The organism is Planococcus donghaensis, from assembly GCF_001687665.2.
GTDB classification, from domain to species: Bacteria; Bacillota; Bacilli; order Bacillales_A; family Planococcaceae; genus Planococcus; species Planococcus donghaensis.
In genome coordinates, this window is the sequence record NZ_CP016543.2 from 879,054 (window position 1) to 892,927 (window position 13,874).

Here is a 13,874-nt window from a genome sequence, read left to right on the forward strand (position 1 = left end):
TACTCATTAATGACACAAATTCGACAAGAAGATGTGTCATTTTTGTTTTGGCCTGTCCTATAGGTAAAACAAAACATGAGGATTGATTACAACCCACGGTTACCTCTATTTAAACTCCAGAATGTAAACCCATTATGACCTCAGAAAAAAATGTGAAATGAAAATTGAAAGGGGATTAATTATGAATTGGTATGAAAAACTAAATCAGTATTTTCCAGTTGAAGAAATGAAGTCAAAAGAGCATATGGATACGTTGCTAAAAGAAAAAGGAAGCGTTTACTATAAAGACGAGGGTCCTTACCATGTGTTAATGTATGCAGAATTCCCTCATTTTACATTTGTTGATTATTTATTTGTTTCTAAAGAATCACGCGGCATGGGTCTTGGAAGAAAGACTTTGCAAATGTTAAAAGATAAAAACAAACCGATTATCCTTGAAGTTGAACCGGTAAATTACGAAGACACAGATACGGAAAAACGCTTACGTTTTTATGCTCGTGAAGGGTTTGAACACGCATCTTCAATCGGTTACTGCCGTCGTTCACTTGCGACAGGTGAAGAAAACTCGATGGAAATTTTGTACTGGACGCCAAGTGGTGAATCAGAAGAGCAAATTTTTGAAGGTATGAAAAAAATGTATGAAGATATTCATACGTATAAAGACGAGCAATTTTACGGGGAATCGTATGATTCGGTATCTGACGTATTAACTTTCCAAGAAGAAGAAAAGAAAGACGTCTTAAAACCATTCAGTGATCCTGTTAATAATGACTGATTGACCCAACCCACGCATTCGCGTGGGTTTTTAGCTAAGTAAAAAAATAAGTTTACTGCTCCAGGCGGACGCGTTCCACGGGCACGGCTTCTGCCGATTTCCTCGCTTTGCTCAGTCGAGTGGCTCCAGCTCGTGCTGCTCCCGTTGGAGTCGCCGCCTTCCGCTGTAATCTTATATAGCTAAGGATTATAAGAATTTTTTTAACCCACGCTATTGCGTGGGTTTTTTGTGTCTTAATAAATTAGAATGTTCTTATTTTTAGGGTGAAAACCTATGTTCAGATGCATAATTATGCTAGGATATTAAGTATCGAACTAGTAGAAAGCAGGTGCCGGCAAATGGTTAATCCGTTATGGAAAAATACAGAGATTCGAAATCAGCTGAAAATCATCACTAAAGAAATTGCGCCGGATCTCGTTTTGACAAATGCAACATATCTTCATGGAATTTTTAAAAAATGGGTAACAGGGAACATATGGATATCAAGTGATCGTATCGTATACGCTGGCAAAGAAATGCCGAAAATTGATGCTGCTACGGAAGTGGCTGATATGACGGGTAAATACATTGTTCCGGGATATATAGAACCTCATGTTCACCCTACTCAATTGTACAATCCTCAAAGTTTTGCAGATTATGCGGCTCAAGGTGGAACAACCATGTTCTTATCTGATAATTTAACGTTTTTTATGGCACTTGAAAATAAGAAAGCGTTTTCATTGTTGGATCAATTAAGAGAATTGCCTTTTAGCTATTATTGGTGGACCCGATTTGATTCACAGACAGAGTTGAACAATGAAGATCAATTGTTCACATCAACTTCAGTGGGGGAATGGTTAGATCGTCAAGACGTGTTGCTCGGCGGTGAATTAACAGGTTGGCCGAAATTGCTCGCAGGCGATGATCAAATGCTGTATTGGATTCAAAAAGCGAAAATGGGCTTGAAAAAAATTGAGGGACATTTTCCGGGAGCTTCAGAAAAAACGCTCGCTCGTATGCGACTGCTTGGAGCAGATGGCGATCACGAATCCATGACGGTAGACGAAGTGGAAATGCGACTTCTTCATGGTTACGGCGTAACTCTTCGCCATTCTTCGATTCGTCCGGATTTGCCGAATTTGTTAAAGGGAATTGTTGAACGCGAGTTGAATGTATTTGACAAGCTGATGATGACAACAGACGGTTCGACACCAGCATTCCATTTAGATGGTGTAATGGATTGGTGCATTCAAATTGCACTTGATGCAGGTGTGCCTCCGATAGATGCGTACATGATGGCCTCTTATAACGTCGCTCGTTATTATAATGTAACAAGTTTGCATGGGTTAATCGCGACAGGACGTTATGCGAATTTGAATATCCTCGATGAAATTGAGAATCCGGTGCCTTCAGGTGTGATTTCAAAAGGTGTTTGGTTGAAAAAAGACGGCAAAAAAGTCCGTTCATTGCCGAATATCGATTGGTCGATTTTGCCGGATTTGGATATAGAATTTGAATTGACAGATGATGATTTCCAATTTTCAATGCCTTTTGGAATTGAAATGGTCAATGATGTTATTACCAAGCCTTATACTGTCAGTGTGGATACGCATGATGCCAACTTATCAAAATCACATGACGAAAGCTTTTTAATGCTTATCGATAAGAATGGTAAGTGGCGTGTGAATACCTTGATTAAAGGGTTTGCGCCGGGTCTGGAGGGCTTCGCGTCTTCTTATACTAGCACAGGCGACATTATTCTTATCGGAAAAAACCGTGAAGATATGTGGCTAGCCTTTAATGAGATGAAACGGTTAAAAGGTGGAATCATCCTAACTGAGAATGGTGAAATTGTTCAATCCTTGCCACTTCCTTATGGAGGCGTGATGTCTGATTTGCCAATGGAGCAATTGATTGAACAAGAACAGGCATTGAAGAAAGCCTTGAAAGAGCGAGGTTATAAGCATGGAGATGCTGTTTACACAATGCTGTTTTTACAGGCGACTCACTTGCCATATGTTCGCGTTACTCAAAAAGGCATCTACGATGTTAAAAATAAAAAGATACTATTTCCATCCTTTATGAGGTAACGGGTATGAAAAAATGGCTGTTCATCTTTATTTCACTCTTCGTTTTGCTAGCTATTGCCGGGGGATTTTGGTTGATGAAAAAAGAAGACGCTACTTCACCACCGACTCCACCCACACCTGAGCAGCCGGTAGTGGAAAAAGCTTTACCAACGACACCTTTTACAGGTGAATTGATGGATTTAACACCCACAGGTCGACCTGTCATGGCAGTTGTAAATAACCACCCTGATGCTCGACCGCAAACGGGGTTAGCCAAAGCAGATATCGTTTTTGAAATGGTTGCAGAATTTAATATCACACGATTTGTTGCGCTCTATCAAAGCGAGTACCCGAACAAAGTAGGACCAATCCGGAGTGCTCGTGATTATTTTGTTGAGCTTGCTATGGCTTACGATGCTTTCTTTGTAGCTCATGGGTATAGTCCGGATGCTCGGGAAATGCTTGAATCGGGCATTATCGATCATGTCAATGGCATGCAATATGATGGCACTTTGTTTCAACGCTCGACCGATCGCGTAGCACCCCATAATTCATACATCACCATGGAAAATATCACAAAGGCCATGAATAATGCACAGACTTCCACAGAGTACACAGGACAATCACCTTATTATTTCTATGACTCAACGGAAAATGATAAACTGAAAGAACAGGCTCTTTCGATTAGGGTAGAATACGGAACAAATAAGCTGTTTTATAGTGACTTCTTATATGATAGTGAATCGCAGTTGTACAGCCGATCGGTTAACGGCATAGTGATGACCGATAAAGAAACCCTAGAAACTATAAAAGTCTCAAATGTTTTAGTTTTTGAAGCACACCATGAGACAATCGATTCTAAAGGGCGCCAGTCCATTGATTTATCTAGTGGCGGAGAAGCTCTGTTATTTCAAGCGGGTGGAGTTCGTGAAGTCAAATGGAATTCGGTTAATGGAATGTTAGTTCCGTTTTTGGATGGGGAAGTGGTAAAATTGATGCCAGGGAAAACTTGGATTCATATTGTTCCTACCGATCCAGGAATCGAGCAATCTGTTAGCTATACGCCATGAGGATTGTAGCAATGAAAGGATGAGGAAGCTGCATGCAAGTAGATAAAATTAGAGGCCATCAAACAGATCAGTTAATCAAAGCAGTTTTGGCCTTAAAAGATAAGGAAGAAGCTTATCGTTTCTTTGATGATTTATGCACAATTAGTGAAATTCAGTCAATGTCTCAGCGACTCGAAGTCGCACATATGCTTCGCATGAAAAAAACGTACGAAAAAATAAAGAATGAGACAGGGGCTAGTACGGCTACTATTTCTCGCGTGCGTCGTTGCTTAAATTATGGCAATGATGCTTATGATGGCATGTTAGAACGTCTTTATCCAGATGAAAAACCTTTTGAACTTCCAAAAGACTGAACAGAGAACCGACTCTGTTCGGTTTTTTTGTTATACTAAATAGATGATAACTGAGATAAAGTTGGGTGAAAAAAGATGGATTTCAAATCATGGCAACATGTCTTTAAATTAGATCCAGCAAAAGAAATCACAGATGGCCATTTGGAACGAATTTGCAAATCCGGGACTGATGCCATCTTGATTGGCGGCAGTGATAATGTCACACTCGACAATGTCCTCCATTTAGCAGAACGTGTGCAGCGTTATCAACTGCCGATGGTGTTAGAAGTTTCTACAATCGACTCGGTAGCTCCAGGATTTGACTATTATTTTATCCCGACCGTTTTAAACAGTGACAATCCATTGTGGGTTAAAGGACTTCATCATCAAGCAATTCGTGAGTATGGAGAGTTTTTGGATTGGGATGAACTAATTCCGGAAGGGTATTGTATTTTAAATGCCGAGTGCAAAGCCGCAAAACTAACAGATGCTCAAACCGATTTGACGGCAGAAGATGTGCTAGCTTATGCGCGTTTAGCAGAACATTTTTTCCGGTTACCCATTTTTTATATGGAGTATAGTGGCATATTCGGAAATATGGAGCTTGTTGAAAAAGTAAAAGGCGTCCTTACCAAAACCCACTTGTTTTATGGTGGAGGGATCGACTCAGCTGATACAGCTAAAAAAGCATTTGCTTTTGCAGATACTATCGTCGTTGGCAATATTATTTATGAAAATATCGACAAAGCGATTGAAACCGTAGAGGCAGTTGCGGAAACGGCTGGTTAATCGTTATACTAATAAGAACGAATGTTCGAGGTGGTGCACAATGGAATTGATATCAAAAAACTTATTAAACGGGATGAACCCGGAACAAGCAGAAGCAGTCAAAACGACTGAAGGACCGCTACTTATTATGGCAGGTGCAGGATCAGGGAAAACGCGTGTGCTGACACACCGTATAGCTTATTTGGTGCTGGAAAAACAAGTTTACCCATCCAATATTTTAGCCATTACGTTTACCAATAAAGCCGCACGTGAAATGCGTAACCGGATTGACGGATTATTAGGGCACGGAACCGGGCAGCGTATGTGGGCATCTACATTTCACTCAATGTGTGTGCGTATTTTAAGACGGGATATTGACAAATTAGGCATGTCGAAAAACTTCTCGATTTTGGATACAACCGATCAATTAACGGTTATTAAAAATGTCTTAAAACAACAAAACTTGGATCCAAAAAAATACGAACCAAGAACAATGTTAAATGCCATCTCCTCGTCTAAAAACGAATGCATTGATGCCGCTCAATTTGCAGCAGATATGAACCAATTTAACCCATACGAGAAAACAGTCTCGGACGTTTATACAGCTTATGAGAACCGTTTGAAGAAAAACCAGTCACTGGATTTTGATGATTTGATTATGACCACGTTGAATTTATTTAACACGGTTCCTGAAGTACTAGAGTATTATCAAAACAAATTTCACTACATTCACGTAGATGAATATCAAGATACGAATAATGCACAATATCAATTGGTTCAGAAATTGGCGAGCAAGTTTAAAAATATTTGCGTAGTTGGTGATTCAGATCAGTCGATTTATCGCTGGCGTGGGGCGGATATTACAAATATCCTATCGTTCGAGAAAGATTATCCAAATGCGAAAGTCATCATGCTCGAGCAAAATTATCGTTCGACAAAACGTATATTACAAGCAGCGAACGATGTAATTCAGAAAAACACGAGTCGTTATCCAAAAGAATTGCGTACGGAAAACGATGAAGGTACAGCCATTACTTTGCATAAAGCAGGAGATGAACGTCAAGAAGCACAGTTTGTGGTTCAAACCATTCAAAAGCTAATGGATGAAGAAAACTACAAAACGTCTGATTTTGCGATTCTTTACCGGACAAATGCACAGTCACGAATTATGGAGGAAATGTTCGTTAAATCGAATATGTCTTACACCATTGTCGGTGGAACAAAATTCTATGACCGTAAAGAAATAAAAGACTTGTTAGCGTATTTACGTTTGATTGCCAATAATGACGATGATTTATCGTTAGCTCGTGTCATTAACGAACCAAAGCGTGGAATTGGCGCAACATCTTTCGAGAAAATGGCACGTTTTGCGATTGAACAAGATCGGACAATTATGGATGCGTTACAAGAAGCTGATTTTATGGGATTAACGCCAAAAACCGCACAAACAGCTTTAGAGTTCCAAAAAATGATTAATAGTTTTACGCAAATGCAGGAATATTTGTCTGTTACTGAATTGGTTGAAGAAGTACTGAAAAAGTCAGGTTATCGTCAAATGTTGCAAAACGATAAAACCATTGAGGGCGAAAGCCGTTTAGAAAACTTAGATGAATTCTTATCAGTCACAAAAGCTTTTGAAAAACAAAGCGATGATAAATCGTTAGTGGCATTCTTAACCGATTTGGCATTGATTTCAGATATTGATTCCTTAGATGACGAAGAAGATGCAGATGGCCCAATTATTTTAATGACGATGCACGCAGCAAAAGGATTAGAATTTCCTGTTGTCTTTATTATTGGGTTAGAAGAAAACGTCTTTCCGCATTCACGGTCAAACAATGACGATGAGGAATTGGAAGAAGAGCGCAGACTCGCTTATGTTGGAATTACGCGAGCAGAACAGCGGCTGTATTTAACACATGCGTCTTCTCGTACATTGTTCGGGAAAAGTAATTTTAATATGCCTTCTCGGTTTATTTCGGAGATATCAGAAGATCTGATTGAACAAACACGCGCTCATCATCGTGCTGGGGCTACTACCAGTTATCGACAAGTACCAAAACGTCCAGCCGTAACACGTCCTAGCTATAATCAGTCAGGCAGTGAGAAATTAGGTTGGAAAACGGGCGACAAAGCAACGCATAAAAAGTGGGGTACTGGAACGGTCGTTAGTGTTAAAGGCGAAGGCGAACAAACGGAACTCGATATTGCGTTCCCAAGCCCTGTCGGCATTAAACGCTTATTGGCTAAATTTGCGCCGATTGAAAAAGAATGATCGGGAGGAAACTAGATGGATCGCTTAAAAGCGGAACAACGTGTAGATGAATTAAACGAAATGCTGAGGAACTATGGTCATGCGTATTATGTACTCGATAAACCGGCTGTTCCAGATGCAATATACGATCAATTGCTCAATGAATTAATCGACTTAGAAACACTTTACCCTGATTTGGTGTTTCCAGATTCACCTACTCAACGTGTAGGAGGAGCACCACTTTCAACAGTTGATAAAGTTACCCATGAACGTCCTATGCTCAGTTTGTCCAATGTTTTTAGTGAAGAAGATTTACGCGAATTTGATAAACGTGTGCGGAGCGGTGCGGGTGACAAAGTTGACTATGTTTGTGAATTGAAAATTGATGGACTTGCCGTATCACTTCTATATGAGAATGGTAAATTCGTCAAAGGTGCAACGCGTGGTGATGGTCGTGTTGGAGAAGACATTACGGTCAATTTGCGAACTATCCGTGCAATTCCATTAAAACTAAAAGATGCAGTCACGCTTGAAGTTCGAGGCGAAGTGTTTATGCCAAAAAAATCATTTCATGCCTTAAATGAGCAGCGCAGCGAGCAAGGTGAAGAACTGTTCGCTAATCCGCGCAATGCAGCAGCAGGGTCTCTTCGTCAATTAGATCCAAAAATTGCTGCAAGCCGTAATTTAGATGTTTTTATTTATGGAATTGGTGGCGACGGTGAGACTTATCGTTTAGCCGAACACGATGAATCGCTGGAGTATCTTGCAAAACTTGGCTTTAAAACAAACCAAGAACGCCAAGTTTGTACAACGGTTGAAGAAGTGTTGGCGTATATTGAAAAATGGACTGAAAAACGCAACGACTTGCCATATGAAATCGACGGCATCGTTATTAAAGTCAATCAGTTTTTGTACCAACAAGAACTTGGGTTTACAGCGAAAAGCCCTAAATGGGCAACAGCTTATAAGTTCCCAGCAGAAGAAGTAATGACGACAGTCCGCGATATTGAATTGAGTGTTGGACGAACCGGAGTGGTGACACCAACTGCGATATTAGATCCTGTGTCGGTTGCAGGAACTACCGTGCAACGAGCTTCCTTACACAATGAAGACTTGATCAAAGAAAAAGATATTCGAATCGGTGACAAAGTCATTATTCGAAAAGCGGGAGATATTATTCCGGAAGTCGTTTCGGTTATTCTTGACCAACGAACTGGAGAAGAACTGCCTTTTGAAATGCCGACTCATTGCCCTGCTTGTGAAAGCGAGTTGGTTCGAATTGAAGGAGAAGTGGCTCTTCGTTGTGTGAATCCGCAATGTCCTGCACAAATTACAGAAGGTCTCATTCACTTTGTGTCACGCAATGCCATGAATATTGATGGGCTTGGTGAAAAGGTAATTGAGCAATTGTACAGAGAAGGTTTGGTTCACGATATTTCGGATATCTACAAGCTGACAAAAGAGCAATTGTTAGAGTTAGATCGCATGGCTGACAAGTCTGCTTCAAATTTAGTAGCGGCGATTGATGCATCTAGAACTAATTCAATGGAGAAATTGTTATTTGGTTTAGGTATTCGCCATGTGGGAGAAAGAGGCGCACGAATTTTATCTGAGCATTTTGGGACACTTGAACAGCTAATTGATGCGACAAAAGAAGAATTGATCGAAATACATGAAATCGGCGACAAAATGGCGGATTCCATCGTTATGTATTTTGATAATGAAGAAGTTCGTGCATTAGTGGAACGTTTACGCGAAGCAAACGTCAATTTATCGTATACGGGTACGCGCGTACGCGTAGAAGAAGGCGCGAATGCCTTTGCTGGCAAGAAAATTGTTTTAACAGGTAAGCTCGAACAAATGACTCGTCAAGAAGCGAGTGCTCAAATCGAGGCGCTTGGTGGCAAACTAACAGGTAGTGTCAGCAAGAAAACCGATTTGCTTATTGCTGGTGAAGAAGCAGGCTCTAAACTCGATAAAGCACGTGAGCTCAAAGTGGAAATTTGGGACGAACAACGTCTCGTTGAGGAATTGAATAAATAAGGGGATTTTAACATGAAACGCATATGGTGGATTCCAATCAGTTTGCTGCTGTTATCGGGATGTGTTCCTTCGAAAACAGATGAGAAAACAGAAGTGATAAATGAAAAAGAAGAAGTAGAAACGGCAATCATCCCGAGCATGCAGTTGGATGATCAGTTTTACCGTACGCTTTTGCCCTATAAAGCAAGCGCCACAAGAGGGAAAATCGTTAATCGTTTAAACTCTCGATACGATATTGCTGAAACGGAAAATGGCTTGTTGCGCTTGTCGCAAAAACAATTTTCGCCGGACGATTATTATTTTCAAGAAGGTCAAAAAATCACGGATGAAGATGTCACTTCATGGTTACGACGTAAGAGTGAAGACAATCCAGCCGGACTAAATCTTTCAGATGAACGAACTGCAGAACAAAAAAAAGCAGGAGAACGTCCTCCAGCTGAAGTATTGGCACATGTCATAGAACAAAATTATTTAGTGAAAACCAATGAAGATACAATCCGACTTGGGGGCATCTCTATCGGTCTTGCGCTGAATTCATCTTACTCTGGTAGTGAAAACGGCATTTCCTATGAAGAAGAAATACCGCAAGCGCAACTAGAAAAAGAAGGCAAACGCATGGCAGATGAAATCGTTAAACGGTTGCGTGAAAAAGAAGGCTTAGCAGATGTGCCGATAGTGGTAGGACTTTTTAAACAAAATGCAGGTAGCTCGATGATTCCTGGCACTTATTTTTCATCAGGCGCTGCACCAGGTGGGAAAAATGCTGTAGCTAGCTGGAATCAGGTAAATGAAGATTATGTACTGTTCCCCACTTCCGGTAAAGATGAAGGCTATCGAGATATTGATACAGCATTCCGTAATTTCAAACAAGATGTTGAGATTTATTTTTCTAATTACACCAGTGTTATCGGCACCGGCTTTTATCAAGAAAATGAATTAAAAGAGTTGAAGGTTGAAATACCGATTCAATTTTACGGCGTATCAGAAGTGATTGGTTTTACCCAATATGTGACAGGTCTTGTTATAGATCATTTTCCTGAAAATGTATTAATAGAAGTGAGCGTCACTTCAACTAACGGTCCTGAAGCCTTAATTTTGAAAAAAGCAGGCGAAACAGAACCTTTTGTTCACATTTATGAATAATCTCCACTGAAAATAGGGATAGCCATGTGGCTGTCCCTATTCATTTTTTTAGAAAAATGGTATGATATAGCGTATGTTTACTGAATCCGGAGGTGTAAAGAAATGGCGAAAATGACGAAAGAAGAAGTAATTGAAGTCGCACATTTGGCGAGACTCGCAATTACTGATGAAGAAGCAGAACATTTTGCAGATCAATTAGAAGCAATTACGAATGCAATGGAATTGCTAAATGAATTGGATACGGAAAATGTTGAACCAACAACGCACGTATTGCAAATGGTCAATGTATTGCGCGAAGATAAATCTGTCCCTGGATTAGATCGTGACTTGGTTATGAAAAACGTAAAAGAACATGAAGGCGGACAAGTAAAAGTCCCTACAATTTTAGAATAGTCGGAAGGAGGAACTAAACATGTCATTTGTAGAAAAAACAGCTGCACAATTGCAAGAAATGATACATACAAAAGAAACGACAATTGCCGAAATGACTGAAAAAGCATTCGAACGCATTGAAGCGCTTGAGCCAAAAGTCGATGCATTTCTTGCATTGAACAAAGAACGTGCAACACAACTTGCAAAAGAAATGGATCAAGTGCCTTTTGCTGAGCGTGGACCATTATTTGGTTTACCAATTGGGGTAAAAGACAATATCGTAACAGAAGGACTTGAAACGACAGCTTCTAGTCGTATTTTAGAAGGATTTAATCCGATCTATAATGCAACAGTTGTGGATAAGTTAAGAGAAGCCGGGATGGTAACAGTCGGTAAATTGAATATGGATGAATTTGCAATGGGTTCTTCTAACGAAAACTCGTATTACAAAAAAACAAAAAATCCATGGAATCTTGAAACTGTTCCAGGCGGTTCTTCAGGTGGATCTGCTGCTGCAGTTGCAGCGGGAGAAGTACCATTTTCATTAGGATCAGATACGGGTGGTTCGATTCGCCAGCCAGCCGCTTTTTGTGGGGTTGTGGGGATGAAGCCAACTTACGGACGAGTTTCTCGTTTTGGGTTAATCGCTTATGCTTCTTCTTTAGATCAAATTGGTCCGATCACAAGAACCGTAAACGACAATGCTTTGTTGTTAAATGCGATTGCAGGTTATGACGACAAAGATTCAACGTCTGCAAATGTAGAAGTGCCAGATTTCACATCGGCATTGACGGGTGATATTACAGGTCTTCGCATTGGTGTTCCAAAAGAATACTTTGCCGAAGGTGTTGGCGAAGCAGCTAAAGAAGCTGTACTTGATGCATTAAAAGTGCTTGAAGAACGAGGCGCAATTTGTGAAGAAATTTCACTTCCTCATTCAAAATATGCATTATCAACTTATTACATTCTTGCTTCTTCTGAAGCTTCATCTAACCTTTCGCGTTTTGATGGCATTCGTTATGGCTACCGTACAGAAAAAGCAGGGAGTCTTCTTGAGTTTTACATGAATACGCGTTCTGAAGGATTTGGCGATGAAGTAAAACGCCGCATCATGCTAGGAACGTATGCACTAAGCTCAGGATATTACGATGCTTACTATAAAAAAGCACAAAAAGTTCGTACGTTGATCAAAAAAGATTTTGATGATGCATTTGAAAAATACGATGTCATTGTTGGCCCAACAACGCCAACACCAGCCTTTAAAATTGGTGAAATTATTGACGATCCATTAACAATGTATGCAAATGATATTTTAACTATTCCTGTAAACTTAGCGGGGGTACCAGCTATTTCAATTCCTTGTGGATTTGAAAACGGTCTACCATTAGGCTTGCAAATTATCGGAAAACATTTCGACGAAGAAACTGTTTATCGTGTTGCGGATGTATACGAAAAAGCAACAGATTTCCATAAAAAAACTCCTCAAACATGGGAGGGAGCAGCACAATGAACTTTGAAACGATCATTGGACTTGAAGTCCACGTTGAACTAAAAACTGAATCTAAAATGTTTTCTCCAGCACCGGCTCACTTTGGTGCGGAACCGAATACCAATACAAACGTCATTGACCTTGGCTACCCAGGCGTTTTACCTGTAGTCAATAAAACAGCTGTAGATTGGGCAATGAGAGCGGCGCTTGCATTAAACTGTGAAATTACGCGTCACACGAAATTTGACCGCAAAAACTACTTCTATCCGGATAACCCGAAAGCTTACCAAATTTCACAATTTGATCAGCCTATCGGTGAACATGGTTGGATTGAAATCGAAGTAAAAGGCGAGAAAAAACGTATCGGCATCACGCGTCTTCATATGGAAGAAGATGCAGGGAAATTGACGCATACAGGCAATGGCCATTCATTGGTTGACTTTAACCGCCAAGGAACGCCACTAATCGAAATCGTTTCTGAGCCAGATATCCGTACAGCTGATGAAGCTTACGCTTACCTTGAAAAAATTAAAGCAATTATCCAATACACGGGTGTTTCAGATGTTCGGATGGAAGAAGGATCGTTGCGTTGTGACGCGAACATTTCACTTCGTCCGTTTGGTCAAGAGCAATTTGGAACAAAAACCGAGTTGAAAAACTTAAACTCGTTCAACTTTGTTCGTAAGGGGATCGAGCACGAACAAGTTCGTCAAGAACAAGTGTTATTGTCAGGTGGCATCATCGAGCAAGAAACACGTCGTTACGACGAATCAACAGGTAAAACGTTGTTGATGCGTATTAAAGAAGGATCGGATGATTACCGTTACTTCCCAGAGCCAGATTTAGTTGATATTGTAATCGATGATGCTTGGCTTGAGCGCGTTCGCTCTGAAATTCCAGAATTGCCAGATGCAAGAAAAGCTCGTTACGTTTCAGAACTTGGCTTGTCTTCTTATGATGCGATGGTTCTGACATTAGCAAAACCGATCTCGGATTTCTTTGAAGCAACTGTAACGGCTGGTGCTGATGCGAAACTTGCTTCTAACTGGTTGATGGGCGAAGTTTCAGCTTACCTAAATGCTGAACAAAAAGAACTTTCAGATACAGCATTAACTCCTGAAGGTTTGGCAGGCATGATCAAATTGATTTCTGATGGTACGATTTCGTCTAAAATTGCGAAGAAAGTCTTTAAAGAATTGATTGAAAAAGGCGGCGACGCGAACGATATCGTTAAAGCTAAAGGACTTGTTCAGATCTCTGATGAAAACACATTGCGTGAATTCGTGACAGCAGCTCTGGATAATAATCCGCAATCGATCGAAGACTTTAAAAACGGTAAAGACCGCGCAATTGGTTTCCTAGTTGGGCAAATTATGAAACAAACAAAAGGGCAGGCAAACCCGCCATTGCTTAATAAAATTCTTCTTGAAGAAATTGCAAAACGATAATATCTAGTTGAATGATGTAAAAGGATGGTCCGCTATGGGCCATCTTTTTTGATGAGTTCTTGTAGAAGTTGATGTGAAAAGTCGCACCGACCGCTTTGGGCATAGCTCCCGCAAGAAGCCAGGGAAGAGCGC

Annotated in this window: 11 protein-coding genes; all 11 read left to right on the forward strand. The window is 40.4% G+C overall.

What is annotated here, in order from left to right:
• Positions 1 to 181: 181 nt before the first annotated feature.
• The 11 genes from BCM40_RS04310 (at position 182) to gatB (ending at position 13,742) form a co-directional block, all read left to right on the forward strand.
• On the forward strand, positions 182 to 775 hold the full coding sequence (locus tag BCM40_RS04310) for a GNAT family N-acetyltransferase (RefSeq protein ID WP_008432178.1): 594 nt from the start codon (positions 182 to 184) through the stop codon (positions 773 to 775).
• Between the two features lie 338 nt (positions 776 to 1,113).
• A complete protein-coding gene (locus BCM40_RS04315; RefSeq protein WP_065526987.1) occupies positions 1,114 to 2,844 on the forward strand; it encodes an adenine deaminase C-terminal domain-containing protein in 1,731 nt (576 codons plus the stop codon).
• A gap of 5 nt (positions 2,845 to 2,849) precedes the next feature.
• Positions 2,850 to 3,893: a DUF3048 domain-containing protein gene (locus BCM40_RS04320; protein WP_065526986.1), complete on the forward strand. Its 1,044-nt coding sequence runs from the start codon at positions 2,850 to 2,852 to the stop codon at positions 3,891 to 3,893.
• A 32-nt stretch (positions 3,894 to 3,925) separates the two neighbouring features.
• On the forward strand, positions 3,926 to 4,246 hold the full coding sequence (locus tag BCM40_RS04325; protein WP_065526985.1) for a YerC/YecD family TrpR-related protein: 321 nt from the start codon (positions 3,926 to 3,928) through the stop codon (positions 4,244 to 4,246).
• 75 nt (positions 4,247 to 4,321) lie between these two features.
• The gene (pcrB, locus tag BCM40_RS04330) at positions 4,322 to 5,014 is read left to right on the forward strand and encodes a heptaprenylglyceryl phosphate synthase (protein WP_065526984.1); all 693 of its coding nucleotides are present in this window, start codon (positions 4,322 to 4,324) and stop codon (positions 5,012 to 5,014) included.
• A gap of 40 nt (positions 5,015 to 5,054) precedes the next feature.
• The gene (gene pcrA / locus BCM40_RS04335) at positions 5,055 to 7,268 is read left to right on the forward strand and encodes a DNA helicase PcrA (RefSeq protein ID WP_065526983.1); all 2,214 of its coding nucleotides are present in this window, start codon (positions 5,055 to 5,057) and stop codon (positions 7,266 to 7,268) included.
• Positions 7,269 to 7,283: 15 nt separating this feature from the next.
• Positions 7,284 to 9,290 (forward strand): NAD-dependent DNA ligase LigA, encoded by a 2,007-nt coding sequence (gene ligA, locus BCM40_RS04340; protein WP_065526982.1) that lies wholly within the window; start codon positions 7,284 to 7,286, stop codon positions 9,288 to 9,290.
• 12 nt (positions 9,291 to 9,302) lie between these two features.
• Positions 9,303 to 10,433, forward strand: a complete 1,131-nt coding sequence (locus BCM40_RS04345) for a CamS family sex pheromone protein (RefSeq protein WP_065526981.1) — start codon at positions 9,303 to 9,305, stop codon at positions 10,431 to 10,433.
• A 102-nt stretch (positions 10,434 to 10,535) separates the two neighbouring features.
• Positions 10,536 to 10,826: an Asp-tRNA(Asn)/Glu-tRNA(Gln) amidotransferase subunit GatC gene (gatC, locus tag BCM40_RS04350; protein WP_008432168.1), complete on the forward strand. Its 291-nt coding sequence runs from the start codon at positions 10,536 to 10,538 to the stop codon at positions 10,824 to 10,826.
• Positions 10,827 to 10,845: 19 nt separating this feature from the next.
• Entirely contained in the window at positions 10,846 to 12,315 is a 1,470-nt protein-coding gene (gatA, locus tag BCM40_RS04355) for an Asp-tRNA(Asn)/Glu-tRNA(Gln) amidotransferase subunit GatA (protein WP_065526980.1), read from the forward strand.
• Positions 12,312 to 13,742, forward strand: coding sequence for an Asp-tRNA(Asn)/Glu-tRNA(Gln) amidotransferase subunit GatB (gatB, locus tag BCM40_RS04360; RefSeq protein WP_065526979.1), 1,431 nt, complete (start codon positions 12,312 to 12,314; stop codon positions 13,740 to 13,742). The genes gatA and gatB overlap by 4 nt, the downstream gene beginning before the upstream one ends.
• The last annotated feature ends 132 nt before the right edge of the window (positions 13,743 to 13,874 follow it).

Excerpts from the sequence above, each read along its gene's own strand:
- BCM40_RS04345 (WP_065526981.1), top strand. The coding sequence starts at position 9,303 with ATGAAACGCATATGGTGGATTCCAATCAGTTTGCTGCTGTTATCGGGA.
- BCM40_RS04320 (WP_065526986.1), top strand. The coding sequence starts at position 2,850 with ATGAAAAAATGGCTGTTCATCTTTATTTCACTCTTCGTTTTGCTAGCT.
- BCM40_RS04325 (WP_065526985.1), top strand. The coding sequence starts at position 3,926 with ATGCAAGTAGATAAAATTAGAGGCCATCAAACAGATCAGTTAATCAAA.
- pcrB (WP_065526984.1), top strand. The coding sequence starts at position 4,322 with ATGGATTTCAAATCATGGCAACATGTCTTTAAATTAGATCCAGCAAAA.
- BCM40_RS04315 (WP_065526987.1), top strand. The coding sequence starts at position 1,114 with ATGGTTAATCCGTTATGGAAAAATACAGAGATTCGAAATCAGCTGAAA.
- ligA (WP_065526982.1), top strand. The coding sequence starts at position 7,284 with ATGGATCGCTTAAAAGCGGAACAACGTGTAGATGAATTAAACGAAATG.
- gatB (WP_065526979.1), top strand. The coding sequence starts at position 12,312 with ATGAACTTTGAAACGATCATTGGACTTGAAGTCCACGTTGAACTAAAA.
- BCM40_RS04310 (WP_008432178.1), top strand. The coding sequence starts at position 182 with ATGAATTGGTATGAAAAACTAAATCAGTATTTTCCAGTTGAAGAAATG.
- pcrA (WP_065526983.1), top strand. The coding sequence starts at position 5,055 with ATGGAATTGATATCAAAAAACTTATTAAACGGGATGAACCCGGAACAA.
- gatC (WP_008432168.1), top strand. The coding sequence starts at position 10,536 with ATGGCGAAAATGACGAAAGAAGAAGTAATTGAAGTCGCACATTTGGCG.
- gatA (WP_065526980.1), top strand. The coding sequence starts at position 10,846 with ATGTCATTTGTAGAAAAAACAGCTGCACAATTGCAAGAAATGATACAT.